The sequence below is a fragment of the Sinorhizobium terangae genome (assembly GCF_029714365.1).
GTDB lineage: Bacteria > Pseudomonadota > Alphaproteobacteria > Rhizobiales > Rhizobiaceae > Sinorhizobium > Sinorhizobium terangae.
On sequence record NZ_CP121659.1, the window covers coordinates 304,135 to 330,943 of the forward strand.

Here is a 26,809-nt window from a genome sequence, read left to right on the forward strand (position 1 = left end):
TGATGGCAAGTGGATTTGTTGCACGCCGTTAACTTTTCCACACGATTTTAGTGTCATGATTAACAACCACCTACTAGATATAGATCAAATCGGCACGCAATCCCTAATCAATTATTAAAATCTCCCATTAACTTCCTCTAGTTGTTCATGAATCCCTCGATTCGTACCTCTTTATCCAACGAGGCACCCATATTGATTCGGAGGCGGACGAATGATCGTGGTGGTTGATGATAGAGAGCTCGTAAAGGATGGCTACACGTCCTTGTTCGGGCGCGAAGGTATTCCCTCGACGGGGTTTGATCCGAGGGAATTCGGCGAGTGGGTAAACACGGCTGCGGACTCGGATATCGACGCGGTCGAAGCGTTTCTGATCGGGCAGGGCGACAGCGCATTCAGCCTGCCGCGCGCGATCCGTGACCGCTCCATGGCACCGGTCATCGCGATGAGCGACACACCTTCGCTCGAAAACACCCTGGCGCTGTTCGACTGCGGGGTCGACGACGTCGTGCGCAAGCCGGTGCACCCGCGCGAGATCCTCGCTCGGGTTGCCGCGATCCGCCGGCGCCTCAAGGCCATCACCAACTACACCGATATCGGCCCGATCCGCGTTTTCGCCGACGGCCGCGATCCGGAAATCAACGGCGAGGTCTTCGCCCTGCCGCGGCGCGAGCGGCGCATTCTCGAATACTTGGTCGCGAACCGCGGCCGCCGCGTGTCGAAGTCGCAGATCTTCAACGCGATCTACGGCATCTTCGACGAGGACGTCGAGGAGAACGTCGTCGAAAGCCACATCAGCAAACTGCGCAAGAAGCTGCGCAAGAAGCTCGGTTTCGACCCGATCGATTCCAAGCGTTTCCTTGGCTACTGCATCGACTGGAATTGAGTGCCGGCACCGAGCCGGGCAGCTCAAGACAGGTTCACGCAAGGCCCGGCTCCTAGTGTCGCCGCAACGAGGAATTGAGGATCCGACATGAGTCTCTACGGTACCATGAGAACCGGCGTTTCAGGTATGAACGCCCAATCGAACCGGCTCAGCACGGTCGCAGAGAACATCGCGAACGCCAATACGACCGGCTATAAGCGGGCGTCGACGGAATTCTCGTCGATGATCCTGCCGTCGAGCAACGGTGCCTACAATTCCGGCGGCGTGCAGACCCAGGTCCGTTACAGCATCTCCGAGCAGGGTGCGACGACCTACACCACGTCCGGCAGCGATCTCGCCATCGACGGCGGTGGCTTCTTCATCGTTGAAGGCGCAAACGGTCAGGAATATCTGACGCGCGCCGGCGCCTTCGTCCCGGACAAGGAAGGCAATCTCGTCAACGCCGCCGGCTTCACGCTGATGGGCTACGAGTACCAGGCTGGCGCGGATCCGACGGTTGTCGTCAACGGCTTCGACGGTCTGACTAAGGTGAATCTCAGCTCGGAAGGCTTGGTCGCGCAGGGGTCGACGAAGGGGTCGATGGGCGCCAATCTTCCTTCAGGCGCCGCCGTAGGCGATGCGTCCACCACGTCGCTCGTCGTCTATGACAGCCAGGGCAACACACGCATTCTCGATTTTGTGTACACGAAAACCGCAGCAAACAATTGGTCAGTCGAAATCCGCGATCGTGCGACCTATACCGCCGGTCCGCCGGCCACCGGTGTACTCGGCACCGCGGCCTTGGCCTTTGATGCAAGCGGGGCGCTCACAACCTCTCCGGCAACGCTCACGACCACGGCGATGACCGGTCTGCCCGGCACTGGCGCGAACCTTGCCGCGATCACCATCGACCTCACCAAGACCACCCAACTTGGCTACGCCTTCAACTCCGATGGCGGTACGATCGACGGCAACGCGCCGAGCAAGGTCGCCGGTTTCCAGATCGACTCCGACGGCATCGTCTACGTCAAGTACGAAAACGGCAAGCTCGACCCACGTTATCGCATCGCTCTTGCCAACGTGCAGAGCCCAGACAAGCTGCTGCCTGAGTCCGGCAACGTCTATTCGCAGGGCGTCGACTCCGGCGTCATCATCACCGGCTTCGCCGGTGCCGGTAACTTCGGCGAAATCCTTTCCGGGGCGCTCGAAAGCTCCAATGTCGACATCGCTGAAGAACTGACGGCGATGATCGAATCCCAGCGCAACTACACGGCTAACTCCAAGGTCTTCCAGACTGGCTCCGAACTGCTCGACGTGCTGGTCAACCTGAAACGGTAATCGAAAAGAGAGACGGTCCGCGTTATGTCGCTGTCCACCGCAATCACAATCGCGCAATCGGCTTTCAACAACACGGCGGCTCAGACGGCCATCGTATCGAAGAACGTCGCGAACGCGGGCAACGCGGATTATTCGCGCCGCATGGCGCTGCTGGGCTCGACGCCGAACGGAGCGCAGGTCGTCTCGATCTATCGGGCGCAGAACGAGGCACTGCTTAAGCAGACCATATCGAGCATCGGCCAGTCGTCCGGCCAGGCTCGTCTGCTTTCCGGTTTGGAGCTCCTGAAATCGTCACTCGGCGGCAACGACTACGAAACGTCGCCGGCGACATACCTGGCGACGTTCCGGGACAGCCTGCAGACTTTCGCGTCGACGCCCGGAAACCCCTCGATGGCCGCTTCCGCGGTGTCGGACGCTGGCGATTTGGCCAACGCGATCAGCACGACGGCGAATGCCGTTCAGAGCCTGCGCGCCGACGCCGACAAGGAGATCGCGATCGAGGTCGAGAAGCTGAACAGCCTGCTTGCCGATTTTGAAAAGGCGAACAATGCGGTGAAATCGGCGACGGCTCAGGGGCAGGACGCGAGCGAAGCCCTCGACCAACGCGACAAGATCTTGAAGCAGGTGTCTGAGATCATCGGCATCTCGACCGTGACGAGAGCCAATAACGACACGGTGATCTACACGGCAGATGGCACGGTGCTCTTCGAGACCATGCCGCGGTCCGTCACCTTTGCTCCGAAGGCAGCCTATGATGCGACGATCACCGGCAACAAGATCTATGTCGACGGTGTACCGGTTGCCGCGGGTTCCGGTGCCAACACGACGGCCGAAGGCAAGCTGGCGAGCCTGCTTCAATTGCGCGACGACGTCGCGCCAAAATTTCAGTCGCAGCTCGACGAAATTGCCCGTGGTCTGGTGACCCTCTTCCAGGAGGGCAATCCGTCCGGCGTGCCGCCGATGCCCTATGCACCCGGGCTCTTCACCTGGGCAGGCGGTACGGTCCCGCCGGCGGGCACGGTCGTTCCCGGTCTTGCGGCGACGCTTGCCGTCAATCCCTTGGCGAAAGCCAATCCGATGCTGCTGCGCGACGGTGGCTTCAACGGCGTCGTGTCCAATCCGGGCGGCGCTGCAACGCCCGATGCGGGCTACACCGCCCTGCTCGAAGGCTTCATCGATGCCATGGGTAAGGACATGGCCTTCGATCCCGCAACGGGCCTCGACGGAAGCAGCTCGATCCTCGATTTCGCGACATCGTCGATCGGCTGGCTGGAGCAGCTGCGCAGCACCGCTTCAACCGCTAGCGACAACAAATCGGCGCTTCTCGCCCGCACGCAGGAGGCGCTCAGCAAGGAAACGGGTGTCAGCATCGATGAGGAATTGTCCCTGCTGCTCGACCTGGAGCAATCCTACAAAGCATCGGCCAAGCTGGTCAGCACCGTGGACGCCATGATGGCGGCCCTTCTCGAAGCTGTGAGGTAATTATGAAGACGTCCTTCGTTTCGAACCTGGCGGTGCAAAACGCCATGCGGCTGACGATTCAGCAGCAACAGGCGGAGATGCTCAACCTTCAAAAGGAACTGACGACGGGCCGCCACGCCGATGTCGGGCTCACGCTCGGAGCAACGACCTCGCGCTCGCTCAACCTGCAACGCGAGCTGGCGCGCATGAACGCGCTGACAAGCACGAATTCGATCGTCAACCAGCGGCTCTCTGCCTCCCAGGAGGCGCTCGAGACGATGGCGAGCGCGGCACAAAAGGTCCGCGATACGCTGGTGACCTTCAAAGGCAACGATTCCGCCGACAAATTGGCTATTCAGAAGACCGAAATCGACAGCGCGCTTTCGCTGTTCACGGCAGCGGCGAATACCTCGTTCAATGGCGAGTTTCTGTTTTCCGGCATCAATTCCGACGCGAAGCCGCTCGCGGACTACAATTCGACGGTGACCTCGGCCGCCAAGACTGCGTTCAACACGGCGCTGTCGACATATATGGCCGCCCAGGTTCCGCCTCTGACGTCGATGGACCAGTTCTCTGTCACGCAGATGCAGGATTTCATCACGACGGTCGTGGAGCCGATGTATACCGGCGCCCAATGGGACGCCGATTGGTCCGATGCATCGAACCAGAATATGACGAGCCGCATCAGCACGTCCGAGGTGATCGAAAGCTCGACGAACGTCAACACGACCGGGGTCCGGATGTTCGCGATTGCAAGCGTTCTCGCCTCGGAGCTGATGGACAAGGGCGTCACTTCGGAAGTCCGCAGCGCAATCGGCGAAGCGGCCCTTGATTACGTCGAAAAGGGGATCACCGGCATCGACGCCGAGCGCAGCGCACTTGGCGTCGCCGAGGCTCGCGTGAAGAAGGCAAACGACTCGCTTGCGGCGCAGATCAAACTCGTCACCACGCATATCGGCGACATCGAAGGCATCGACGAGGAGGCGGCGTCGACGCGGATAAACCTTCTGAAAACGCAACTTGAGACATCTTACACGCTCACATCGCGGATTCAGCAGTTGAGCTTGCTCAATTTCCTCTGATCGGGAGGAACCGGACAAACATGAAGGATGTCTGAATGTATCAATTTTCGTATGCCGAGATCATGGAGGACGGCGTCGCCGATTCCAAGGATCGCGAACGGCAGGTACTCGATCGCTCGATCGCGCTCTTGGAGGCGGCGAAACAGCAGAAAGGGTATTCGAGGGAGGCAATCGAGGCGATCTATTTTACCCGGCGCGTCTGGATCCGCTTCATCGAGGATTTGCGCACGCCGGATAACCAGCTCAACGAAGAGCTGCGCGCCAATCTGATTTCGATCGCCATCTGGATCTTGAACGAGACGGAGAAGATCCGCAAACGCGAGTCTTCCAACTTCCAGGGCATCATAGACATTACCACCATCATCAGGGATGGACTGAAATGAAGAGCACACTGCGTATCTCGCTGAAATCGGGCGAAAGGATTTTTGTAAACGGCGCGGTGCTTCGCGTTGACCGCAAGGTCGCGGTCGAGTTCCTGAACGACGTCACCTTCCTGCTGGAAAACCACGTGCTGCAGCCGGAAGACGCGACGACGCCGCTGAAGCAGCTCTACTTCATTGCCCAGATGATCCTGATCAACCCGGAAGGCGCCGAACAGTCGACAGCGATGTTCCGCAAATCGATCGTCATGCTGCTCAACTGCTTCAAGAACGAAGAGGTTCTGGCCGAGCTTAAGCGCATCGACGGTCTCGTCACTCAAGGGCGCGCCTTCGAGGCGCTGAAGGCGATCCGGGCACTCTATCCGATCGAAGATCGTATTCTCAACGCGCAGGAAATCACGCCGGCAACGGTCGAGCAGATTCGCAAGGAGATTGCACCATGGCGGTAAGTGGCGTCGGCTCGACTTCGACAGGCTATACGCCGACGGTCTCGGCCACGGATTCGACGGGCGACGCGAGCGCCGCGACGCTGAACTACGAGAGTTTCCTGAAGCTGCTCGTGGCGCAGATGAAGAACCAGGATCCGACCGAGCCGATGGACGCGACGCAGCAAATTGCGCAGCTCGCGACCTTCTCGCAGGTCGAGCAGACGATCAAGACCAACAAGAATCTTGAAAGCCTGCTTCAGCGTACCTCGCTCAGCGAAGCGGACGCCGTGATCGGCAGGACCGTTACCAGCGCCGACGGCAAGACGACTGGCGTCGTCAAGGAGGTGAAACTATACTCCGATGGAATCATCGCCGTTTTGGATACGGGCAAGGAGCTTGTCATCGGTCCCGGCGTCAAAGTGAAGTGATTTCCGTATGAACGAGGCGGACGCCCTTGATATTGTGCAGGCTGCGATCTGGACGGTGATCGTGGCCTCCGGTCCCGCCGTCCTCGCCGCCATGGTGGTCGGCGTCGTCATCGCGTTCATTCAGGCCCTGACCCAAGTCCAGGAAATGACGCTGACCTTCGTGCCGAAGATCCTGGCCGTCATGATCACCGTCGCCGTTTCCGCACCCTTCGTCGGTGCGCAGATATCCATCTTCACCGACATCATCTTCTCCCGGATCCAGTCCGGATTCTAGAGCAAGGATCGCTCCGAGTTAGTCGCTGCGGCTTTGCCCCGCGCGCTTTCACTTCGAGCGCTTGGCGAAGCACCCCCCTCCGCCCTGTCGGGCATCTCCCCCACAAGGGGTATCAACATCAGCACCATTTTCTATACCACCCTCGCGCAAGCTTGGGCCTTTAGGTCTTCCGTTATAGCTTGGGCAGCGCCTGCGACCGCTGCCCGCCTCTCATGAAGAGACGGAAGAGACATGGCACAACAGGCGACGCTGACCATCCCGAAACTCGCACCCAAGAGCCGGGACATCGGCTTTGCGCTCGGGATCGTGACGATCCTGTCGGTTCTCTTCCTGCCGATCCCCCCGTTCCTGATCGACCTCGGCTTGGCGTTCTCGATCGCCTTCTCTGTGCTGATCCTGATGGTCGCGCTGTGGATCCAGCGGCCGTTGGAGTTCTCGTCCTTTCCGACCATCCTGCTGATTTCCACGATGACGCGCCTGTCGCTGAATATCGCGACGACGCGTGTCATCCTTTCGCACGGGCATGAAGGCCATGACGCTGCGGGTGGGGTCATTTCCGGCTTCGCCAGCCTCGTCATGTCCGGCGATTTCGTCATCGGTCTGATCGTCTTCCTGATCCTGATCACGGTGAACTTCATCGTCATTACCAAGGGTGCGACCCGTATCGCCGAAGTCGGCGCCCGCTTTACCCTCGACGCGATCCCCGGCAAGCAGATGTCGATCGACGCCGACCTTTCGGCCGGTCTGATCGACGAGAAGGAGGCGCAACGCCGCCGCCGCGAGCTGGAAGAGGAAAGCTCTTTCTACGGCGCCATGGACGGCGCGTCGAAATTCGTCCGCGGTGACGCGATCGCCGGCCTGATCATTACCGCGATCAACATCTTCGGCGGCATCATCATCGGCTATCTCCGCCACGACATGCCGATCGGTGAGGCGGCCGACGTTTTCGTCAAGCTCTCCGTCGGCGACGGTCTGGTCTCGCAGATCCCGGCGCTGATCGTCTCGCTCGCCGCCGGCCTGCTCGTCTCGCGAGGCGGAACCGCCGGCTCCACCGATCAGGCCGTCGTCGGCCAGCTCAGCGGTTATCCGCGGGCACTGACGGTCGCCGCCGGCCTTATCATCCTGCTTTCGGTCATGCCGGGGCTGCCCTTCCTGCCCTTTGCCGCGCTCGGCGGCGGCATGGCCTTCCTCGGCTGGCTCATTCCGAAGCAGCTCGAGGCCGCCAATGCGGAGAAGCGGGCTGAGGAGGCCATGAAGGCACAGCAGGCGACGGAGAGCGACAAGGATTCCGTCAAGTCAGTGTTGAAGACGGCGGAGATCGAACTACTGCTCGGCAAGCAGGTTTCCACGCGACTGCTCGGCGCACATCAGGAACTCGCTTTTCGCGTTGGCAAGATGCGCCGCAAATTTGCTGGCCAGTACGGCCTCGTTGTTCCGGAAATCAAGGTCTCCGACGATATCTCGATCCCGGACAAGGCCTATCATATCCGCATTCACGGCACGACGATCGCGTCCAACACGGTGCGGGTCGGCGAAGTGCTGGTCGTGACCGGCGGCGGCCGCCGACCCAGCGTGCCGGGCGACGAGATCAGGGAACCGGCCTTCGGCATGCCAGCCGTCTCCATCCTGGAGACCTTCACGGAAGACTTGAAGCGCGAGGGTTTCCATCCGATCGACAACGTCTCGGTCGTGCTGACCCATTTGAGCGAGGTCATCCGCAACAATCTTCCGCATCTCCTTTCCTACAAGGATGTGAAAGTGCTGATCGAGCGGCTCGATCCGGAATACCGAAAGCTCGCCGACGAGATCTGCACGTCGCACATGTCCTATTCGGGCCTGCAGGCGGTGTTGAAGCTGCTGCTCGCGGAGCGAGTGTCGATCCGCAACCTGCACCTAATCCTCGAAGCCGTAGCGGAGCTTGCGCCGCATGTGCGCAAGACCGAGCAGATTGTCGAGCATGTGCGCGTGCGCATGTCGCAACAGCTCTGCGGCGACCTTGCCGACAACGGCGTTCTCCGCGTTCTCCGGCTCGGCAACAAATGGGACATGGTCTTCCATCAGGCACTCAAGCGCGATGCTAAGGGCGAAATCGTCGAGTTCGACATCGATCCCCGTCACCTGGAGGAATTCAGCGAACAGGCGACCAAAGTTATCCGTGAACATCTCGATCGCGGCATGCCCTTCGTGCTGGTAAGTTCGCCCGAATCCCGCTCTTATGTGCGCATGATCATCGAACGCCTCTTCGCCACGCTGCCCGTGCTCTCCCACGTCGAGCTTGCCAAGGGCCTTGAGATCAAGATCATCGGCTCGATTTCATGATTACCGACCCGGAGGGCACGGTACTGGCGCTGTTTGCGGCCTTCTGCCGGATCGGCGCCTGCGTCATGATCATGCCGGGATTTTCAGCCGCGCGGATTCCGGTCCAGGTCCGGCTGTTCATCGCCGTGGCGATCTCGATGGCAATCCTGCCGATCATGTGGGATGACATCTACCCGCAGGTCACCGGAAAGGGCCACACTTACATCTATCTCATCACGACCGAGACGATCGTCGGCGCCGTCATTGGCCTCGTCGCCCGTTATTATGTGCTTGGCCTCCAGTTCGCCGGCACGGCCGCGACCATGCTGATCGGATTCAGTCCGCCGCCAACGGCGGACGTGCTTGAAGATACGGCCGAAAACCAGCTCACCAGCCTCATCAGCTTCGCCGGGCTGATGATCCTGTTCATGCTGGACTTTCACCACGTGATCATCGAGGCGGTCGCGCAATCCTATCGTGTGATGCCGATCGGCAGCGGCTTTGACCCGCAAGGTGTGCTGATCACGCTCGCCAATTCGCTGGGGCAGACCTTCATGATCATGTTGAGGCTCGCGAGCCCCTTCCTGATCTATGGCCTCCTCTTCAACGTCGCGATCGGCATGGTGAACAAGCTCGCCCCGCAGATTCCCGTCTATTTCATCTCCCAGCCCTATCTCATCATGGGCGGCATGTTCCTGCTGTATCTCGGGATCGCAGCAATGCTGCGCCTCTTTGCTGACGGCTTCGCGCCGGTAATGCAGGGAGGCTAGGCGTGAAGGCGCGGTCGGAAAAGTTGAAGCGCCTGGTCGCCGTCCAGCGGCACCTCGAGCGGATGGCGGAAAGCGAGTTCACCGAGACCACGCGTCAGCGGGCCGTTCTTGCCGAAACGATCGACGTGGTCGTCGATGCAATGGGTTCGGCTCACCCGATGCATCGTGTCTTCTCGGGCCATTACGCCTCCCAGCTCGGGCGCCTGGTACAGAAGGATCAGATGCTGCTCGGCATCCAGCAGGTTCACGAGGCGCGCATGCTGAGGGAACGCGCAAAAGGCGACCGCTTCGAAGAGCACATGAAAGATGCCCGCCTCGTCGAGGACCGCGAGGCGGCCGACAATGCGATCCTCGATCTGATCGACCAGCACCTCGCTCCGCCAGCTTCCGGTAAGGTTGAAGGGCGATAGTGGGCCATCGGGTTGGCCTGCCAACGATGGGCAAGCCGGTTCGGGACATTTGCGGCCGCGCAGGATTGCGGGCGCTTCGGTTCGAGAGGATCTGACATGGCTATTTCCCCGCCCAGCGACCTTGTGATGGACGTCGTCCGTGCGGCCGATCCGGCGGAAATTCAGGAGGCTCAGGCAAGGCTCAAGGCCAATCGCGCCGCTTTCCAGGCAAGGAGCCTTGCGGAGAACGGCAACGGTTTTGCCGCGGCAGTTTCCGTTGTCGACCCCTCCGAGGGATCGACCGGACTGGGCGACATCAACAACCGCGTCGAGCAGAAGAAGATTCCCGAGACCTATCGGAAATTCGAGGCGATGGTGCTGCAGAATTTCGTGAAATCCATGCTGCCCAGCGAAAGCGAAAACGTCTACGGCAAGGGCACATCCGGCGACGTCTGGAAGAGCATGATGGCCGAGCAGATCGGCGACGTACTTGCCGCAGGCGGCGGTATCGGCATTGCCGACCGGATGGTCGGGGGCGATGCGACCGATCGGGTGAATGCTTCGGTCGACGGCAACAGCCACAACCTCGCGACGAGCATGGTCCAGGAATACGAGCGCAAGGCTCTCTCCGGCTTTTTGACCAACGATGAAAAGAAGAAGCAAGCCTAGAGCATTCGCTGTTTTTCATTGAAACAGTGAAATGCTCTAATCCTTTGAAACTACGCAATTCCGGACGGAAAACCGCTACGCACTTTTCCTGGAATTGCTCTGGAGCGGACGAGCATATCCGGCGGTTTTCGCCTGCATCGCGCTTTAGATTATTTTGGGAGTTTAGTTATGGAAGCTGTGGCATCGAATGATGTACGGATTCGCAATGTTCTCGGCCGCCTGGAAATGATCATCGACAACGAGAACAGCCGAATCGGCGTGGACCCCGATTTCGATATCAAGACGTCGAACGCACACAAGAGCCGCTGCCTCTACGAACTGACGATGCTCCATCGCGATGCCATTCCCGGCGAAATCTCGCCGGCCTTCGTTTCGCAGACGCGCCATCTGCGCAACAAGCTGCGGATCAACTCCCAGAAGGTCGAGGCGCATCTGGAGGCGGTGCGTTCCGTGGTCGATCTTCTCAAAACGGCTGCCCAGGATGCCGATGCGGACGGCATCTACACCGAAGCGCAGTTCCGCTACAGCGATTTCTGATGCTGAAGCTCGTTCTCACCGGGGTCTGGGTCTGTGCCGTTACGCTCGGATCCGTCTATTTCTCGATGCAATATGCTTCCGCGCCCGTCGTGTCGGAGGCCGACGCGGACAGACGCGCATCCGAGGAATACATACCGGGGGAAATCATCACGGTCCCGGTCATCAAGGAAGGGGGCGTGCAGGGATATTTCCTCGCCAAGCTGTCCTTCTCGGCCACCAAGGAAGGCATTGCGAAGCTGCATGCTCCGCTTCGGCAGCTCGTGACGGACGAGCTTTATGACATGCTCGTCGGCTCGAAGTTCGTCGATCTTGCCGATACCGGATCGTTCGATCTGCCGAGCTTCAAGGTCGCGGTAAAGGAGAGGCTGAACAAGAAGCTCGGCAATGAGGTGATCACCGAGGTGCTGGTGGAACAGCTCGAATATCTCACCAAGGACGATGTCGAGCGGGTCGCCAACAGCCAGAACAGGCCATATCAAAAGCCGGTTCCCGTGGTCGACAGAAACGGAAACGTCGCTGCGGACAAGATTCCCGAAGGCGCCGTGAAGGCCACTTCCAGCGGCCATTGACCGGTCCTACAGCGCCGCGCGCCTACTGCGTGATTCCTTAAATCGGAATCGATTTATGGACAAAATCATGCAGCAATTCAAAGTGCTACAGCGACCTTTGCGCGTCCGATTGGACGCGCGGCGCTGTAATCGGACTCCGATTTAAGGAATCATGCAGCGGGCGTCCGGTCTTGCGCCTCGGCGGAGCCGATCTTCGCCGTCAGCCTTCCGACAGCGACATAGAGCGGATAGAGGCTTGCAGCAGCAAGCCCGGTCTCCGCCCAAAGCTTGAGGCCTACCGGCAGAGAGGTGGCGATGAGCGCAAGGGACTTGCCGAGCGCTCTCAACCGACTGGAGAATGTCGGATCGCGCTGATGCTCCAGGAGTGCCGAGATCGCACCGTTCTCGAGACTGCGGGCGCGGATCCACGACCTCGTGGTGTGATAGAACGGAACCGTTTCCGCGACCCAGGCTTCCGTTGCCCAGGCAAACGTGAATCCCTTCGCCTTGCAGCGATCGAAGAAGTCCGCGTCGCCGACGCCGACGACGTTGAGCGTCGGATCCAGAAATGGCCGGCCCATCCCGTCGAGCGCCGGCCGGGTTACAAGGACGTTGCCTGCCGAATAGAGCATCGGTACCGGTCCGCTCTCGCTGTAAGGAGGCGTGAAAACGGGGTGTCGCTTCCACTTCTGTTCATGTGGATCCTGGAAGACGGGAAGCTGCGGCCCACCGACGATATCCGCCCCATGGGTTTCCTGGACGGCGACGAGGCAATCGAGCCATTCCGGAGCGGCAACTTCATCATCATAAATGACGGCGAGCGCGCGGAGGTTGGGATAGAGATCGAGTGCCGTCGCCCATCCGGCATTGCACGCATGAGCGTGTCCGCGGTGGCGAACGACGACAATGGCGGAATCGGACGGGTGCCCGACAAAGAAGCTTTTCGCCGCCTCGGCCCCAGCCAGCCCCTCCGCGTCGCTCTCGACGACGACCGTCGCCAAAGGCACGTCAGGCCGTTGCGAAACAATGGTTTTCAGCGTTTTGACGATGTGATCGGGCCGGCGGAAGGTCGGCACGACGACCACAAGTTCGATATCCGCCGCATCTTCCCGCTCGGTCTGGAAATAGACGGTGATGTCCTGACCGTTCGGCGTCATCTTGAGACCCGTGCGCGCAGATAGCTGGCAAGCACTACAGCAAAACTTCCTAAACAGATGTTGAATCCGGCAAACGGCTTTTGAATGAGAGCCTTAAACGCCCTTTCACTGCAAGCGGCTAAAGTGAAAAGAATAGTCTCTCATCCCCGTGTGGCAACATGTTTTCGATACCGGTCCTTCCTATCGCGCTGATGCCAAATTCGGCCTCGGGATTCGATATGGCGGAGCGCATATGGCAATGGTTCGCCGCAGCTTCGATCGGCACGATCGGAGGCAAATCACGATGAGCGCCGTTTCGCGGATTGCGGCAGTGGCATCCAGGCGGATCGCAGCCAGCGCGCCGCCTCCCGATTTCGGCTGGGCCGATGCCTTGGCTTTCGCCGACACGGTCGTCTCCCGGCCCAAATGGCACGCGATCGTGACCGACCGCATGTTTCCGACCAGTCGGGATGCGGTGGCGTTCGTGCCCGCGCTCCTGACCTATATCGAAAAGCCGATGCGTGTCGCGCTGATCGGATCGCACCGTCACGCGGCGGAGCAGGCTGCCGAGAATTTCCGCAGCCACGCGCCCTGGCACCAGTTCATCGCTATCGGGGGCTTTTCCGACGAGACGAAGGCCCTCGATGAAGTGCGTGCCCTCCGGCCCGATATTCTTCTCGTGGCGATCGAGAGTTTCGATCAGGAGAAATGGGTCGACCGGAATATTGCTCCCGAGCATGGGCGGCTCGTCGTCACCGTTGGCGATTTTGTCGTACGGGAATTTTCCCGCACGCCCGTTCTCTTGCGCTGGCTCGAGCGGCTCTATCGGCTCGTGGCCGAGGCCGGCCGGCAGCGCAGCTATCATGCCTTTCGGTGGAGACCGATGGAGCGTGATCTTGCCAGTGCTTCCCGGCCGAAACATTTCGGACACTCACCGGAGGCGTTTCGCGGCAGCCGCCGCATCTCGGGCGAATGATTTCGAGCACTGCCGGATGATCGACGCTTGCCGAAAATTGCTCTCGCGGTGCGGTTTGCTCCCTCAAGACTTTGCAGGCGGGCGGATCCGATCTTTCAGCGATGCAAGGAAAATGCGGTAGTCCTTCGCCGCATTGCTGCTTCCGGGCGTGTCAGCTCTTGCATTTATGCATTTGGAACAGCATAGGGCGCATGCAGGCAATCGCTTGATACCCTGCCCACTAGAGTGTGCCGCGAGAAGGACAAACCGGGAGAAACGCCGTGACGACTGTGATTGATGGCAAGGCCGTTGCCGCTTCGGTCATCGAAACCGTGAAATCCGCCACAAAGGCGCTGGAGGCGGAAACCGGCGTGCGCGCCGGACTCGCGGTGGTGATCGTCGGAGACGATCCGGCAAGCCATACCTATGTATCGGCAAAGAGCAAGATGGCCAAGGAATGCGGTTTCCTTTCGGTCCAGCACACGCTGCCGCAGGAGACATCGCAGGAGGAGCTCGCGGCGCTCATCGCCGAACTCAACGCGGATACGTCCATCCACGGCATTCTCGTGCAGCTGCCGCTGCCGAAGCATCTTCGGTCGGAGCCGATCATTCAGTCCATCCTCCCTGAGAAGGATGTCGACGGGCTGCACGTCGTCAATGCCGGCAAGGTCGCGACCGGGGATCTCGATGGCGGGCTCGTGTCGTGCACGCCCGCCGGGGCCATGGTGTTCGTGCGCCGCACGCATGGCGAGGATCTTTCTGGATTAAACGCCGTCGTCATCGGCCGTTCCAACCTTTTTGGCAAGCCGATGTCGGCGTTGCTTCTGGCCGCCAATGCGACGGTAACGACGGCGCATTCGCGCACGAAGGATCTGCCTGCCGTCTGCCGAAATGCCGACATTCTGGTTGCCGCCGTGGGTCGTCCGGAGATGGTCAAGGCCGATTGGGTGAAGCCCGGTGCGACGGTGATCGACGTCGGTATCAATCGCGTCCCGGCGCCGGAACGTGGCGACGGCAAGACAAAGCTCGTCGGCGACGTTGCCTTCGAGGAATGCGCAAAGCTCGCAAGCGTCATCACGCCGGTCCCCGGCGGTGTCGGGCCGATGACCATCGCCATGCTCATGGCGAACACGATCATTGCCGCCTGCCGCAAGGCCGGTCGCAAGCCGCCGAAGTTCTGAGACAATATTGGGGGGGCGGCTTTCTGCCGTCCGCTTCGCCGTTTCGTGAGTGTTCGGACGGAAAACCGTCGCACGCGTCAGTTGCTATTTGTCCCGTGCCGGTCCCGTCGAGGCACGAACGATCAGCTCCGGGTGCCATAGTTCCTGATCGGGGTAGGTGCCGCGTTCCAGAATGCCGCCAATCAGCCGGCTGGCGACGCGTGCGCCGGCCGCCCTCAAGGACGAGCGCGTCGTCGTCAGCGGTACGCTGAAATTTTCCGGCTTCAGCATAGGCAACACATCGTCGTGGGCGATGATCGAAATATCCGTGCCGACCGTGAGGCCGGCCTGATTGATGGCGCGCACGGCGCCGAGCGCCAGAACCGTACTCGAGCAGAGAACGGCGGTTGGCGGATCCGGCTGCGTCAGGAAGCGCTGCATGCTGCGATAGCCGAATTCATCGGTCATGACCGAGTGGTGGACCAATGTTTCGTCGAGATCGAGACCCCACTCCTTGAGTGCGCGCGTCGCGCCCTTTTTCCGGCGAATGGCGAAGGCGAGATGTTCCTGTCCGTTGATTAGCGCGATCCGCCGGTGGCCGAGCTGGATGAGAAGCCGCGTCGCCTCATAGAAGGCGGCGGTGTTGTCTATGTCGACGAACGGATAGTCTTTCGGGCCGCCGATCGATCGGCCATGCACGACAAAGGGGATAGACAGAGACTTCAGCATGGCGATGCGCGGGTCGTTGGCGCGCATATGGGCAAGAAAGACCGCGTCGACATTGCCGCTTGCCGCCAGCCGCCGGAACGTCGCTTCCTCGTCATCCGGTGCGCTGGGGTTCAGCACGAAGTGAAAGTCATGCTTGACCGCCTCTTCGGCGAGACCTGCGAGGAATTCGCCGAAATGAATGTCCGATACGATGCCGGAGGCGATCGGCATCACGAGGCCGATGGAGTAGGCCTTGCCTGTTGCGAGCCGCTGCGCTGCGCGGTTCGGCCTGTAGCCGGTCTCGCGTACCGCTTTCAGGACCCGCTGTCGCGTCTTGGCGTTTACTTCCGGGTAGCCGTTGAGCGCTCGGCTGACCGTCGTCTGCGACAGGCCGAGCAGCTCCGCTAGCTGCTTAAGTTTGACCGGCATTGGCCTCCTCCCAAAGCGCTTTGGATGCTCCTTTCATTTAGGATGTTCCGGTCAGCGCCCCCACTGTCCTCTACCACCCGTTCCGCATCGGAAAAAGCGGAAAACCGCGTTTTCGCGCCGCAAAATGTTGATGCATGGCAATATCCACGTTCCATTGAGACGGTCGGAAGGAAAGCCCTTGACTCTTCGTCTGCCGCGATGATTTCTTAGCGAACTCAAAGCGCTTTGAATGCGCATTTATGATCCGCCCGCGACGCAACGTCCGGGTTCATGTTGGGAGGACGATGACGTGAAGAGATCATTCCTGATGGGCGTGGCTGCGCTCGCACTGGTAGTGGGGACTGCCGATGCTGCCGAGCTGAAGTTCAAGCCCGGCGAAGACTCCAAGTTCAACTGGGCGAGCTTCGAAGAGTTCAAGAAAGGCCACGACCTCAAGGGCCAGACGCTGACGATCTTCGGCCCCTGGCGCGGCGAGGACGAGGCGCTCTTCAAGAGCGTCTATGCTTACTTCGTCGAAGCGACCGGCGTTGACCTCAAGTACTCGTCCTCCGAGAACTACGAACAGCAGATCGTCATCGACACGCAAGCCGGGAGCCCGCCGGACGTCGCGATCCTGCCGCAGCCGGGCCTCATCGCAGACCTTGCCTCGAAGGGCTACCTGACGCCGCTCGGCGATGAAACCAAACAGTGGCTGCTCGACAACTACGCCGCCGGTCAATCCTGGGTCGATCTTTCCACCTACACCGGCAAGGACGGCAAGGCGGCGCTTTATGCATTCCCCTACAAGATCGACGTGAAGTCGCTGGTCTGGTACGTGCCGGAAAACTTCGAGGACGCCGGCTACGAAGTGCCGAAGACCATGGAAGAGCTGAAGGCGCTGACCGAAAAGATCGCTGCCGATGGTGAAAAGCCGTGGTGCATCGGCCTCGGTTCGGGTGGCGCGACCGGCTGGCCGGCAACCGACTGGGTCGAGGACCTGATGCTGCGCACGCAGTCAGCCGACGTCTACGACAAGTGGGTCAAGAACGAGATCCCGTTCACCGATCCGGCGGTCACCGGCGCATTGGACGAGTTCGGTTGGTTTGCGCGCAACGACAAGTTCGTCGACGGCGGGGCTGCGGCCGTCGCCTCAACCGACTTCCGCGACAGCCCGAAGGGCCTCTTCGCCTCGCCGCCGAAGTGCTACCTGCACCATCAGGCGTCGTTCATTCCGTCCTTCTTCCCGGAAGGCACGGTGATCGGCGAAGATGCCGATTTCTTCTACATGCCTCCCTATGAGAGCAAGAAGGAGCTTGGCAATCCGGTGCTCGGCGCAGGCACGCTCGCGTTGATCACCAAGGACACGCCAGCCGCGCGCGCCTTCATCGAGTTCCTGAAGACGCCGATTGCGCATGAGGTCTGGATGGCCCAGACGAGTTTCCTGACGCCCTACAAGAGCGTCAACGTGGAGACCTATGGCAATCCGCCGCTGAAGAAACAGGGCGAGATCCTGCTCAACGCGACCACTTTCCGTTTTGACGGGTCCGACCTGATGCCGGGCAAGATCGGCGCAGGCGCCTTCTGGACAGGCATGGTCGATTTCGTAGGCGGTAAATCGTCTGCCGACGTCGCGGCCGGCGTGCAGAAGGCGTGGGACGCCATCAAGTAAGACTCAAATAATGACGGCGGACGATGCTAATCTCGTCCGCCACTCCTTCATTTCCGGATCGCCTCAGCAATCGGGGCAGTCCCAATCAAGAGCGGCAGCCGCAATCACACGATGCGCTCGGAGCATCCCTGCTCCAGAGGGCGTTTAAGGGGAGGGATGTGTCATGCAGCAGCTACTTACTGCCATTGTGACCATGATTGCCGGTGTCCTGGCTTGCGCAGCCTATTTCTGGGGCACGAATTTCATTCTCGATCGGATTTTCCCATCGAAGGGCCTCTCCGGTAAGGCGGCCTCCCGCAACCTGCGTATCACCAACGCCATCCGGCCTTGGCTGTTTCTGGCGCCGGCATTGTTCGCCCTGTCGATCTATCTCATTTACCCGGTCATCGAGTCCGTGTGGCTGAGCTTTCATGATCGCGGCGGTCAGAATTTCGTCGGCGCACGCAATTACGGCTGGATGATCAATGACGGTGAATTCCGGCAGTCGATCTTCAACAATTTCCTCTGGCTGCTGGTCGTTCCGGCACTGTCGACCTTCTTCGGGCTCGTCATCGCGGCGCTGACGGACCGTATCTGGTGGGGCAACATCGCCAAAACGCTGATCTTCATGCCGATGGCGATCTCCTTCGTCGGCGCCGCCGTCATCTGGAAGTTCATCTACGATTACCGTGCGGAGGGGGCCGAACAGATCGGGCTCTTGAACGCCATCGTCGTCGCCCTCGGCGGCGTACCGCAGGCCTGGATCACGCTGCCCTTCTGGAACAATTTCTTCCTCATGGTCATCCTCATCTGGATCCAGACAGGATTTGCGATGGTCATTCTCTCCGCGGCGCTGCGCGGCATACCGGAGGAGACCATCGAGGCCGCGGTGATCGACGGCGCCAATGGCTGGCAGATCTTCTTCAAGATCATGGTGCCGCAGATCTGGGGCACGATCGCCGTCGTCTGGACCACCATCACGATCCTGGTGCTCAAGGTTTTCGACATCGTTCTGGCGATGACGAACGGGCAATGGCAGAGCCAGGTGCTCGCCAACCTCATGTTCGACTGGATGTTCCGCGGCGGCGGGGACTTTGGCCGCGGCGCATCGATCGCAGTGGTGATCATGATTCTCGTCGTCCCGATCATGATATGGAACATCCGCAATGCGGCCAAGGAAATGAGGAGCCACTGAGATGACCCCAGCCACGCGCTCCCCGCTGATGTGGGCCGTCCATCTCTCGGTGCTTCTCATCGTCGCTCTCTGGACGATGCCGACCGCGGGCCTGTTGATCTCGTCGCTGCGCGACAAGGATCAACTCGCCGTTTCCGGATGGTGGACCGCCCTTGCCACTTCGTCGCGCAATGACGTCGCGCGTGCTCCGGCGGCCGACAGCCAGGTTGAACGGGACGGCAAGTTCGTCATCTCCGGTAACATTCTTGACGGTCAGGCCGGACAGATTTCGGCCTTCGGCTTCTCCAGCCGCGAACCGGCAGCGTTCAAGGCCGGAGAAACCGCGGAACTGAACGACGGCGAGAAGCTGACCGTGCAGGCAGACGGCAGCTTCGAGATCGTTTCCGATACGAAGATGGAAGGCTCGCGCGGCCAGCGCATCTTCTTCACCGCCGCAGCACCACCGCGCTTCACCCTCGATAACTATCGGGAGGTGCTGGGTGCGGAGGGCATCGGTGCGTCCTTCATCAACTCGCTGACGGTTGCCGTTCCATCGACGGTCATCCCGATTCTGATCGCGGCCTTTGCAGCCTATGCCCTGGCCTGGATGCCCTTTCCGGGGCGTGCGATCCTGATCGCCGTGGTCGTCGGGCTGCTGGTCGTGCCGCTGCAGATGTCGCTCATTCCGCTCCTGAAGCTCTACAACGGCGTCGGCGCATTTTTCGGCGTCCCGGCCAAGACCTATATGGGCATCTGGCTTGCGCACACCGGCTTCGGCCTGCCGCTCGCGATCTATCTCTTGCGCAATTACATGGCGGGCCTGCCGCGCGAGATCATGGAATCCGCGCGCGTCGACGGCGCTAGCGATTTTGACATTTTCGTCAAGATCATCCTGCCATTGTCTTTCCCGGCGCTCGCCTCCTTCGCGATCTTCCAGTTCCTGTGGACCTGGAACGATCTCCTGGTCGCGATCGTCTTCCTCGGCACCGGCCAGGACCAACTCGTGCTGACGGGGCGGCTGGTCAACCTGCTCGGCTCTCGCGGCGGCAACTGGGAAATCCTGACTGCCTCCGCCTTCATCACCATCGTCGTTCCCCTGATCGTCTTCTTCGCCCTGCAGCGCTATCTCGTGCGCGGTCTGCTCGCTGGATCGGTCAAGGGCGGCTGACAGATTTCAGGACAAGGACCTTTTACACGAATGAACCAGACCGAAATAACCGGCTCCATTCTCAAGCCCGACAGGGATTGGTGGCGTGGGGCGGTGATCTACCAGATCTATCCGCGCTCCTTTCAGGACACGAACGGCGATGGCATCGGCGACCTGAATGGTATCACCGCCCGGCTGCCGCATGTCGCGGCGCTCGGCGTCGATGCGATCTGGATTTCGCCCTTCTTCACCTCGCCGATGAGGGACTTCGGTTATGACGTCTCCAACTACAGGGATGTCGATCCGATCTTCGGCAAGCTCGAGGATTTCGATGCGCTGATCGCTGAGGCGCACCGCCTCGGCCTGCGGGTCATGATCGATCTGGTCCTGTCGCACACGTCTGATCGGCATCCATGGTTCGTCGAAAGCCGGTCGAGCCGCAGCAACGCCAAGGCGGACTGGTATGTCTGGGCAGATTCCAAGCCCGACGGAACCCCGCCCAACAACTGGCTGTCGATCTTCGGCGGCTCCGCCTGGGCCTGGGATCCGACGCGGCTGCAATATTACCTGCACAACTTTCTGACCTCGCAGCCGGACCTCAACCTGCATAATCCTGAGGTTCAGGAGGCCCTGCTTGCCGTCGAGCGCTTCTGGCTCGAGCGCGGCGTCGACGGCTTCCGCCTCGACACCATCAACTTCTATTTCCACGACAAGCAGTTGCGCGACAACCCGGCATTGGTGCCGGAGCGGCGCAATGCTTCGACGGCGCCGGCCGTCAATCCGTACAATTACCAGGAGCACCTCTACGACAAGAACCAGCCGGAAAACCTCGAATTCCTCAGGCGCTTCCGGGCGGTGATGGACGAGTATCCGGCGATCGCCGCCGTTGGCGAGGTTGGCGACAGCCAGCGCGGCCTTGAGATCGCCGGTGAATACACCTCCGGCGGCGACAAGATGCATATGTGCTATGCCTTCGAGTTTCTGGCGCCGGATCCCTTGACGCCGGGCCGCGTGGCCGACGTACTGCGTGATTTCCAGAGGGCGGCGCCCGAAGGCTGGGCCTGCTGGGCCTTCTCCAATCATGACGTCGTCCGCCACGCCAGCCGCTGGGCCGACGGCGTCAGCGATTACGGCGCTCACGCCAAGTTGCTGGCAAGCCTTTTGATGTCGATCAGAGGTTCGGTCTGCATCTATCAGGGCGAGGAACTGGCGCTGCCCGAAGCGGAGCTCGCCTACGAGGATCTCCAGGATCCTTACGGCATCCAGTTCTGGCCCGACTTCAAGGGCCGCGACGGCTGCCGCACGCCCATGGTATGGGAGAGCATGCCCGACGGCGGGTTCAGCGACAACACACCGTGGCTGCCAGTCCCCGAGAACCATCTGGCTCAGGCCGTCTCTGTTCAGGAGGCCGACCCGGCCTCTGTCATGCAGCATTACCGCCGCTTCCTGCAGTTCAGGAAGGCGTATCCCGCCTTTGCAAAGGGCGAGATCGAATTTTTCGAGACTGAGGCGCCGCTTCTTGGTTTCCTTCGCACTCATGGCAATGAGAAACTGCTTTGCCTGTTCAACATGAGCGAAGGGGTGGCGACGGCGAACTTGCCGACCGAACCGCTGGAGCCGCTCGAAGGACACGGTTTCGTCGCAGAGATAAAAGGCAATACAATCAATCTTCCGGCCTGGGGCGCGTTCTTCGCGCGTGTGGTCTGAGCATCTTCAAGCGAAGCGGACGCCGGTTCGTTTGAAGAAAATGGATGATGAAGAAACAGCGAGGGGAGGGTGCGATGACAGGCCTGCTGCTTAAAGATATCCGCAAGTCCTATGGGGCCGTTGATGTCATTCATGGCATCAACCTCGACATCAAACAGGGTGAGTTCATCGTCTTCGTCGGGCCATCGGGCTGCGGGAAATCGACGCTGCTCAGGATGATCGCCGGCCTTGAGCAGATAACCGGCGGTGACATGTTCATCGATGGCGACCGGGTCAACGACGTGCCGCCATCGAAGCGCGGCATCGCCATGGTGTTCCAGTCCTACGCGCTCTATCCGCACATGACGGTCTACGACAACATGGCTTTCGGCATGCGGATCGCCAAGGAGTCGAAGGAGGAGATCGACCGCCGCGTGCGCTCGGCGGCGGAAATCCTCCAACTAACCCAATATCTCGACCGCCTGCCAAAGGCGCTCTCCGGCGGGCAGCGTCAGCGCGTGGCGATCGGACGGGCGATTTGCCGAAATCCCAAGGTCTTCCTCTTCGACGAGCCGCTTTCCAACCTCGATGCGGCCCTGCGCGTCGCCACGCGGATCGAGATCGCCAAGCTCAATGAGCAGATGGCCGATACAACAATGATCTATGTCACGCACGACCAGGTGGAGGCGATGACGCTTGCTGACCGCATCGTCGTGCTTTCGGCAGGCCATATCGAGCAGGTCGGTGCGCCGCTCGAACTTTATGAGCGCCCGGCGAACCTCTTCGTCGCCCGCTTCATCGGCTCGCCGGCGATGAACATCATCCCTTCGACGATCTCGGCCACCGGCGCGCAGACGACCGTGACGCTCGCGGGCGGCAAGTCGGTGACGCTCGACATGGCCACGGACGCATCCGAGAAAGGAAAGACGGCGAGTTTCGGCGTGCGTCCGGAAGACCTGCAGGCGACGCAGTCCGAAGATTTCCTGTTCGAAGGAACGGTTTCGATCGTCGAGGCGCTCGGTGAAGTGACGCTGCTCTATATCGAGGGACTGGTCGAGAACGAGCCGCTCATCGCGAAGATGCCCGGCATCCCGCAGGTCAAACGTGGAGACAAGGTGCGCTTTACCGCCGACAAGGCAAAGCTTCACCTCTTCGATGCCGAAGGACGCAGCTATCGCGCCTAGAGCGGGATGAGGAAAAGTGTGCGCGGTTTTCCGTCCGGAATGCGCAAGTTCAAGGAGTCACCGGCGATCGGCGCAAGCGGACAAATGGCTGCGCTTTCTCCTCCGCTTCGGTTAGATGGATTTAACCATATTGCACCGCTCCGGCGTTGCCGGGCGAGTTTTCCACAGGTGTTTGGCAAGTCAAACTCTCTGTTAAATTTCATGGGCTAGCGTCGCCGCAGATTGAAATGCGAAAGGCGAATTCTATGAGCGGCGCGGCCCAGCACTTCCTCAACAAGGAAGAATCCTTTATGTATGATCGGGAAGCGAACTTCCCAATGGAGGACACTCGCAACGAGGCGCGCATCGAATTCACCGAGAAAGGAATGCAGCACCTCTCGTCTCGCCGCTGCGAGATCATCAAGCTTTCCAAAAGCAGCGCCCTCATAGGCATCATGACGCAGTTCCAGCTGCCGCGGAACTTCTATCTCGATATCCCGAGCGCACGCATCCCCTTGATCGGCTGCCTGCTCAAGCGCGTGCATGCCAACAATATCATTGAAGCCCGCTTCCTGCGGCTTTTGACCGATCGCGACCTGAACCGGATTTTCGTCTACAGCACGCATCCGAACCACCGCAACCGCACGCTCGATATCTACCGCTGAAAAGTGAAAGCGCGCCACGTCCGGCGTTCTTGCCTGCATTTGCGCTCCGTCTTGACGGGGTTGCCTGCGTCGTCGAGACTCAAGCTGTGACGACTGTAGATCAGGTCAGAGAACCGCCATGCAGCGACCCTATCGCCTTTCCTGTCATTGCGGCGACATCTCTCTCGAGGTCGACGCTGAGTTATCGCGATTGGTCGAATGCAACTGCTCGACGTGCCGGCGTTCCGGTTTCCTTCATTGGAAGGTGGATGCCGCCGCTGTCAGGCTGATCACCGAAAAGCGCCGCCTGTCGAGCTACATCTGGCGCGATGTCAACGGAGGCCATCACTTCTGCCCCACCTGTGGCACCGCGATCATGCGAAGCGGCTATCCGGGCGACCGCGTTTCGCTCAACGCCCGCTGCATCGAGGGGGTGGACGTGTTCACACTCGAGATCGAGCGTTACGACGGCCAAAACGACATGCCTCCCGTGCCGCTCCCGTAGCGAGGGCGGCCATTATTTGGTGGGCAAGTCCGGACGTTCGCCGAGTCACTACAGCGCCGCGCGTCCAATTGGACGCGCAAAGGTCGCTGTAGCACGTTGAATTGCTGCATGATTTTATCCTTAAATCGATTCCGATTTAGGGAATCATGCAGTAGAGCATCCCGCTTTCAAATGGAAAGCGGATAAGATGCTCTCGAATCAAAGTGCTAGAGCGTCCTTGGTGCGTTCATTTGAACGCACGGCGCTCTAGAAGAGGACGCTAGCCCCATGATCGGCCGCGCCAGCGATGCGGCGGAACGGCGCGAAAAGCTCGCGGCCCATGCCGAATTCGTTGTCGGAGAGGTCGATATGGGCCGGCACGCGCGTCTTCAGCGCAATGTCTTCGACCAGTACCTCGATCGTTCCGGCAATCGCGTCGATACGGATGATGTCACCTTCCTGAATGCGCGCGATCGGTCCGCCGTCCTTTGCTTCCGGGGTGACATGGATGGCGGCCGGGACCTTGCCGGACGCGCCTGACATGCGGCCGTCGGTCAGGATGGCCACCTTCTGGCCACGGTCCTGCAGGATGCCGAGCACGGTCGTCAGCTTGTGCAGTTCCGGCATGCCATTGGCCTTCGGACCCTGAAAGCGGACCACGGCGACAAAATCGCCCTCAAGCTTGCCCGCCTTGAAGGCGGCGTTGAGCTCCGCCTGGTCGTGGAAGATCTTCGCGGGCGCTTCGATGACATGGCGATCCGGCTTGACGGCCGAAATCTTGATGACCGCCTTGCCGAGATTGCCGGCGAGCATCTTGAGCCCGCCGGTGTGCTGGAACGGTTGATCGATCGTCGCCAGCACCTTCGGATCGGCGCTCTGTTGCGGCGCCGGCTCGCGGTGAACGCCGCCGTTGGCGCCGAGCTTGACGTCGATGGCATAGGCGTCGAGACCCTGGCCGAACACCGTCCGGACGTCGTCGTGCAGCAATCCGTTCTTGAGCAACTGGCCGATCAGGAAGCCCATGCCGCCGGCGGCGTGGAAATGGTTCACGTCCGCGAGCCCGTTCGGATAGACGCGGGCCAGAAGCGGCACGATGTCGGAAAGTTCGGAAATGTCCTGCCAGGTGAGCAGGATGCCCGCAGCCCGCGCCATGGCAACGAGGTGCATGGTGTGGTTGGTCGAGCCGCCCGTAGCGTGCAGGCCAACGACGCCGTTGACGATCGATCGTTCATCGATCATCTCGCCGGCGGGGGTGAATTCGTTACCCATGGCGGTGATGGCGAGCGCCCGTTTGGCTGCTTCCTTCGTCAGCGCGTCGCGCAGCGGCGTGCCGGGATTGATGAAGGAGGCGCCAGGCAGGTGGAAGCCCATGATCTCCATCAGCATCTGGTTGGAGTTGGCGGTGCCGTAGAAGGTACAGGTGCCGGGGCCGTGATACGACTTGGATTCAGCCTCGAGCAATTCGTCGCGACCGACCTTGCCCTCGGCAAAGAGCTGGCGGACCTTGGCCTTCTCGTCATTCGGCAGGCCCGAGGTCATCGGCCCGGCGGGGACGAAGACCGCGGGCAGGTGGCCGAATGTCAATGCGGCGATCACGAGGCCAGGCACGATCTTGTCGCAGACGCCGAGATAGACAGCGGCGTCGAACATGTTGTGCGACAGCCCGACGCCCGCGGCCATCGCGATGAGGTCGCGTGAGAAAAGCGACAGCTCCATGCCGGGCTGGCCTTGGGTGACGCCGTCGCACATCGCCGGCACGCCGCCGGCAACTTGCGCCACGCCGCCAGCCTCGCGGGCGGCCTCGCGGATCAGCGCCGGATAGGTCTCAAAGGGCTGATGCGCCGAGAGCATGTCGTTGTAGGAGGTGATGATGCCGAGATTCGGGACACGGTCACCCGCGAGCGCCGTCTTCTCGGCGGGCGAACAGACAGCAAAGCCATGTGCAAGGTTGCCGCAGCCGAGAACGCTGCGATGTGGCCCGTTTGCCGCAGCACTACGGATGCGATCGAGATAGGCTTCGCGCTGGGGTTTGGAACGCTCGACAATGCGGGCGGTGATGGCGGCAACGCGGGAATCGGCGGACATGATACATCCTGTTCCGGAGCCGTGAGGAGGGCCCCTGTCTTCATCCTGTCATCGGTCTACAGCGGCCGTGCGACACCGCATCGGCGGCTGTAACAGTTTGAATTGTTGTGTAATCTAGCCTCAGTTCGATCGCGAGGATAAATCACTCAACACGACCTGCGCACTCGGGAGAACGCGCAAGGAAAGCTCTGGTTCTGGGCGCATCTACCTCGGCGGTTCCCCGAAGGGCACTCGCCCCTGTTACGGCGCCCAGTAGATCTGCAGCGGCGATGTTGCGCGCCGCAACATCGCGCGGATCGGCATCTCTGCCTCGTCGCCGGGCGCCTCCGCTCGGGCAAGAACCTCCTTCTTGCCGTCGCCTTCGATATGCAGGACGAGTAGCCCGGCATCCTCAAGACTGGAAAAGGTGAATGTCAGGCGCGTCTCGCCCGCGCCGTCCGCTTCCATCGTGATCACGCCGCGTGGCGTCGCCGGATCGATCGCCTCTTTGAGACGCGTACCTCCCGGAAAGAACGAGGCGGTGTGTCCATCCGTTCCCATCCCGAGGATAACCACATCGAAGGGCGTGCCGATCGCCGCCATCGAACGGCTTGCCGTCGCTGCGGCGTCCTCGGCCGTGGCTGCTGCGTGGTAAAGCGGCAGGAATCTTGCTGCTGCCGCCTTGTTCTGCAGCAGGTTGGCGGCGACCAGCCCATGGTTGGAGCGCTCGTTTTCCGGCGGCACCAACCGCTCGTCGACAAGGGTGACGGTCACCTTGGTCCAGTCGATCTCGCGCCGCGACAGTGCCTGGAAGAATGCCTTCGGCGTCGTTCCGCCGGAGACCGCGATGCTCGCAGCGCCGCGGGCCTCAATCGCCGCGGCGAGCTTGGCGCTGACCGCATCCGCAAGGCCCTCCGCCAATGCCGTTCCGTTTTCGAATATGTGCAGGGAAGCGCTCATCGGTCGAT

General features: G+C 60.8%; 27 protein-coding genes. 23 read left to right on the forward strand and 4 right to left on the reverse strand.

The features are described from left to right. Positions 1 to 211: 211 nt before the first annotated feature. From rem to QA637_RS01495, 14 genes are all read left to right on the forward strand, one after another. Positions 212 to 883, forward strand: coding sequence for a transcriptional activator Rem (gene rem / locus QA637_RS01430; protein ID WP_136506072.1), 672 nt, complete (start codon positions 212 to 214; stop codon positions 881 to 883). An 87-nt stretch (positions 884 to 970) separates the two neighbouring features. Beyond that, positions 971 to 2,200, forward strand: coding sequence for a flagellar hook protein FlgE (locus QA637_RS01435; RefSeq protein ID WP_153438402.1), 1,230 nt, complete (start codon positions 971 to 973; stop codon positions 2,198 to 2,200). A 24-nt stretch (positions 2,201 to 2,224) separates the two neighbouring features. Then, positions 2,225 to 3,682 carry a flagellar hook-associated protein FlgK gene (gene flgK / locus QA637_RS01440; RefSeq protein ID WP_153438400.1) on the forward strand — a complete coding sequence of 486 codons (1,458 nt, stop codon included), beginning with the start codon at positions 2,225 to 2,227 and terminating at the stop codon, positions 3,680 to 3,682. Positions 3,683 to 3,684: 2 nt separating this feature from the next. Beyond that, a complete protein-coding gene (locus tag QA637_RS01445) occupies positions 3,685 to 4,743 on the forward strand; it encodes a flagellar hook-associated family protein (protein ID WP_153438398.1) in 1,059 nt (352 codons plus the stop codon). Between the two features lie 35 nt (positions 4,744 to 4,778). Beyond that, a complete protein-coding gene (gene flaF / locus QA637_RS01450) occupies positions 4,779 to 5,126 on the forward strand; it encodes a flagellar biosynthesis regulator FlaF (protein ID WP_153438396.1) in 348 nt (115 codons plus the stop codon). Beyond that, positions 5,123 to 5,572: a flagellar biosynthesis repressor FlbT gene (gene flbT / locus QA637_RS01455; protein ID WP_153438395.1), complete on the forward strand. Its 450-nt coding sequence runs from the start codon at positions 5,123 to 5,125 to the stop codon at positions 5,570 to 5,572. Before flaF ends, flbT begins: the two co-directional genes overlap by 4 nt. Further along, positions 5,563 to 5,979, forward strand: a complete 417-nt coding sequence (gene flgD, locus QA637_RS01460) for a flagellar hook assembly protein FlgD (protein WP_153438393.1) — start codon at positions 5,563 to 5,565, stop codon at positions 5,977 to 5,979. The genes flbT and flgD overlap by 10 nt, the downstream gene beginning before the upstream one ends. A gap of 7 nt (positions 5,980 to 5,986) precedes the next feature. Beyond that, a complete protein-coding gene (gene fliQ, locus QA637_RS01465; protein WP_136506065.1) occupies positions 5,987 to 6,253 on the forward strand; it encodes a flagellar biosynthesis protein FliQ in 267 nt (88 codons plus the stop codon). A gap of 231 nt (positions 6,254 to 6,484) precedes the next feature. Continuing rightward, on the forward strand, positions 6,485 to 8,572 hold the full coding sequence (gene flhA / locus QA637_RS01470) for a flagellar biosynthesis protein FlhA (protein WP_153438391.1): 2,088 nt from the start codon (positions 6,485 to 6,487) through the stop codon (positions 8,570 to 8,572). Beyond that, a complete protein-coding gene (gene fliR / locus QA637_RS01475) occupies positions 8,569 to 9,321 on the forward strand; it encodes a flagellar biosynthetic protein FliR (RefSeq protein WP_283063049.1) in 753 nt (250 codons plus the stop codon). Before flhA ends, fliR begins: the two co-directional genes overlap by 4 nt. Positions 9,322 to 9,323: 2 nt before the next feature. After that, positions 9,324 to 9,731 (forward strand): hypothetical protein, encoded by a 408-nt coding sequence (locus tag QA637_RS01480; RefSeq protein ID WP_184108433.1) that lies wholly within the window; start codon positions 9,324 to 9,326, stop codon positions 9,729 to 9,731. 96 nt (positions 9,732 to 9,827) lie between these two features. Next, positions 9,828 to 10,379, forward strand: a complete 552-nt coding sequence (locus tag QA637_RS01485; protein ID WP_153438387.1) for a rod-binding protein — start codon at positions 9,828 to 9,830, stop codon at positions 10,377 to 10,379. Positions 10,380 to 10,547: 168 nt separating this feature from the next. Then, entirely contained in the window at positions 10,548 to 10,916 is a 369-nt protein-coding gene (locus QA637_RS01490) for a hypothetical protein (RefSeq protein WP_153438385.1), read from the forward strand. After that, complete coding sequence (locus QA637_RS01495) at positions 10,916 to 11,485, forward strand: hypothetical protein (protein ID WP_153438383.1); 570 nt, start codon at positions 10,916 to 10,918, stop codon at positions 11,483 to 11,485. Before QA637_RS01490 ends, QA637_RS01495 begins: the two co-directional genes overlap by 1 nt. 149 nt (positions 11,486 to 11,634) lie before the next feature. Here the strand turns inward: QA637_RS01495 and QA637_RS01500 are convergent, their stop codons facing one another. Further along, positions 11,635 to 12,621 carry a glycosyltransferase family 2 protein gene (locus tag QA637_RS01500; RefSeq protein WP_153438382.1) on the reverse strand — a complete coding sequence of 329 codons (987 nt, stop codon included), beginning with the start codon at positions 12,619 to 12,621 and terminating at the stop codon, positions 11,635 to 11,637. 283 nt (positions 12,622 to 12,904) lie between these two features. On the opposite strand from QA637_RS01500, the gene QA637_RS01505 reads away from it, so the two are divergent. Further along, positions 12,905 to 13,576: a WecB/TagA/CpsF family glycosyltransferase gene (locus QA637_RS01505; RefSeq protein ID WP_167528200.1), complete on the forward strand. Its 672-nt coding sequence runs from the start codon at positions 12,905 to 12,907 to the stop codon at positions 13,574 to 13,576. 260 nt (positions 13,577 to 13,836) lie between these two features. Then, entirely contained in the window at positions 13,837 to 14,736 is a 900-nt protein-coding gene (gene folD / locus QA637_RS01510) for a bifunctional methylenetetrahydrofolate dehydrogenase/methenyltetrahydrofolate cyclohydrolase FolD (RefSeq protein WP_184108434.1), read from the forward strand. A gap of 84 nt (positions 14,737 to 14,820) precedes the next feature. Here folD and QA637_RS01515 read toward each other — a convergent pair whose 3' ends face one another. Beyond that, positions 14,821 to 15,852 (reverse strand): substrate-binding domain-containing protein, encoded by a 1,032-nt coding sequence (locus QA637_RS01515; RefSeq protein ID WP_153438379.1) that lies wholly within the window; start codon positions 15,850 to 15,852, stop codon positions 14,821 to 14,823. Positions 15,853 to 16,141: 289 nt separating this feature from the next. Between QA637_RS01515 and QA637_RS01520 the strand changes: the two genes are divergently transcribed. The 7 genes from QA637_RS01520 (at position 16,142) to QA637_RS01550 (ending at position 23,798) form a co-directional block, all read left to right on the forward strand. Further along, positions 16,142 to 17,500, forward strand: coding sequence for an ABC transporter substrate-binding protein (locus tag QA637_RS01520; protein ID WP_184108435.1), 1,359 nt, complete (start codon positions 16,142 to 16,144; stop codon positions 17,498 to 17,500). Positions 17,501 to 17,663: 163 nt separating this feature from the next. Next, positions 17,664 to 18,674 carry a carbohydrate ABC transporter permease gene (locus tag QA637_RS01525; protein WP_153438376.1) on the forward strand — a complete coding sequence of 337 codons (1,011 nt, stop codon included), beginning with the start codon at positions 17,664 to 17,666 and terminating at the stop codon, positions 18,672 to 18,674. 1 nt (position 18,675) lies between these two features. Further along, entirely contained in the window at positions 18,676 to 19,821 is a 1,146-nt protein-coding gene (locus QA637_RS01530; protein ID WP_153438374.1) for a carbohydrate ABC transporter permease, read from the forward strand. Positions 19,822 to 19,851: 30 nt separating this feature from the next. Then, positions 19,852 to 21,507, forward strand: coding sequence for a beta-galactosidase BglA (gene bglA, locus QA637_RS01535; RefSeq protein ID WP_153438373.1), 1,656 nt, complete (start codon positions 19,852 to 19,854; stop codon positions 21,505 to 21,507). 74 nt (positions 21,508 to 21,581) lie between these two features. Then, positions 21,582 to 22,670 (forward strand): ABC transporter ATP-binding protein, encoded by a 1,089-nt coding sequence (locus QA637_RS01540; protein ID WP_153438372.1) that lies wholly within the window; start codon positions 21,582 to 21,584, stop codon positions 22,668 to 22,670. Positions 22,671 to 22,897: 227 nt separating this feature from the next. Then, entirely contained in the window at positions 22,898 to 23,314 is a 417-nt protein-coding gene (locus QA637_RS01545) for a hypothetical protein (RefSeq protein ID WP_380785571.1), read from the forward strand. Positions 23,315 to 23,432: 118 nt separating this feature from the next. Then, on the forward strand, positions 23,433 to 23,798 hold the full coding sequence (locus QA637_RS01550; protein ID WP_283063054.1) for a GFA family protein: 366 nt from the start codon (positions 23,433 to 23,435) through the stop codon (positions 23,796 to 23,798). A 246-nt stretch (positions 23,799 to 24,044) separates the two neighbouring features. Here the strand turns inward: QA637_RS01550 and edd are convergent, their stop codons facing one another. After that, positions 24,045 to 25,862 carry a phosphogluconate dehydratase gene (edd, locus tag QA637_RS01555; RefSeq protein ID WP_153438369.1) on the reverse strand — a complete coding sequence of 606 codons (1,818 nt, stop codon included), beginning with the start codon at positions 25,860 to 25,862 and terminating at the stop codon, positions 24,045 to 24,047. Positions 25,863 to 26,102: 240 nt separating this feature from the next. Beyond that, a complete protein-coding gene (pgl, locus tag QA637_RS01560) occupies positions 26,103 to 26,801 on the reverse strand; it encodes a 6-phosphogluconolactonase (protein ID WP_153438367.1) in 699 nt (232 codons plus the stop codon). Positions 26,802 to 26,809 lie beyond the last annotated feature (8 nt).

Bases quoted from the DNA above. Each gene is read 5' to 3' on its own strand.
- bglA (WP_153438373.1), top strand. From the start codon at position 19,852: ATGAACCAGACCGAAATAACCGGCTCCATTCTCAAGCCCGACAGGGAT.
- QA637_RS01540 (WP_153438372.1), top strand. From the start codon at position 21,582: ATGACAGGCCTGCTGCTTAAAGATATCCGCAAGTCCTATGGGGCCGTT.
- QA637_RS01485 (WP_153438387.1), top strand. From the start codon at position 9,828: ATGGCTATTTCCCCGCCCAGCGACCTTGTGATGGACGTCGTCCGTGCG.
- flaF (WP_153438396.1), top strand. From the start codon at position 4,779: ATGTATCAATTTTCGTATGCCGAGATCATGGAGGACGGCGTCGCCGAT.
- QA637_RS01505 (WP_167528200.1), top strand. From the start codon at position 12,905: ATGAGCGCCGTTTCGCGGATTGCGGCAGTGGCATCCAGGCGGATCGCA.
- QA637_RS01490 (WP_153438385.1), top strand. From the start codon at position 10,548: ATGGAAGCTGTGGCATCGAATGATGTACGGATTCGCAATGTTCTCGGC.
- QA637_RS01515 (WP_153438379.1), bottom strand. From the start codon at position 15,852: ATGCCGGTCAAACTTAAGCAGCTAGCGGAGCTGCTCGGCCTGTCGCAG.
- edd (WP_153438369.1), bottom strand. From the start codon at position 25,862: ATGTCCGCCGATTCCCGCGTTGCCGCCATCACCGCCCGCATTGTCGAG.
- QA637_RS01500 (WP_153438382.1), bottom strand. From the start codon at position 12,621: ATGACGCCGAACGGTCAGGACATCACCGTCTATTTCCAGACCGAGCGG.
- fliR (WP_283063049.1), top strand. From the start codon at position 8,569: ATGATTACCGACCCGGAGGGCACGGTACTGGCGCTGTTTGCGGCCTTC.
- QA637_RS01545 (WP_380785571.1), top strand. From the start codon at position 22,898: ATGCGAAAGGCGAATTCTATGAGCGGCGCGGCCCAGCACTTCCTCAAC.
- QA637_RS01530 (WP_153438374.1), top strand. From the start codon at position 18,676: ATGACCCCAGCCACGCGCTCCCCGCTGATGTGGGCCGTCCATCTCTCG.
- flhA (WP_153438391.1), top strand. From the start codon at position 6,485: ATGGCACAACAGGCGACGCTGACCATCCCGAAACTCGCACCCAAGAGC.
- pgl (WP_153438367.1), bottom strand. From the start codon at position 26,801: ATGAGCGCTTCCCTGCACATATTCGAAAACGGAACGGCATTGGCGGAG.
- rem (WP_136506072.1), top strand. From the start codon at position 212: ATGATCGTGGTGGTTGATGATAGAGAGCTCGTAAAGGATGGCTACACG.
- QA637_RS01435 (WP_153438402.1), top strand. From the start codon at position 971: ATGAGTCTCTACGGTACCATGAGAACCGGCGTTTCAGGTATGAACGCC.
- flgK (WP_153438400.1), top strand. From the start codon at position 2,225: ATGTCGCTGTCCACCGCAATCACAATCGCGCAATCGGCTTTCAACAAC.
- QA637_RS01550 (WP_283063054.1), top strand. From the start codon at position 23,433: ATGCAGCGACCCTATCGCCTTTCCTGTCATTGCGGCGACATCTCTCTC.
- flbT (WP_153438395.1), top strand. From the start codon at position 5,123: ATGAAGAGCACACTGCGTATCTCGCTGAAATCGGGCGAAAGGATTTTT.
- flgD (WP_153438393.1), top strand. From the start codon at position 5,563: ATGGCGGTAAGTGGCGTCGGCTCGACTTCGACAGGCTATACGCCGACG.
- QA637_RS01445 (WP_153438398.1), top strand. From the start codon at position 3,685: ATGAAGACGTCCTTCGTTTCGAACCTGGCGGTGCAAAACGCCATGCGG.
- fliQ (WP_136506065.1), top strand. From the start codon at position 5,987: ATGAACGAGGCGGACGCCCTTGATATTGTGCAGGCTGCGATCTGGACG.
- QA637_RS01525 (WP_153438376.1), top strand. From the start codon at position 17,664: ATGCAGCAGCTACTTACTGCCATTGTGACCATGATTGCCGGTGTCCTG.
- QA637_RS01495 (WP_153438383.1), top strand. From the start codon at position 10,916: ATGCTGAAGCTCGTTCTCACCGGGGTCTGGGTCTGTGCCGTTACGCTC.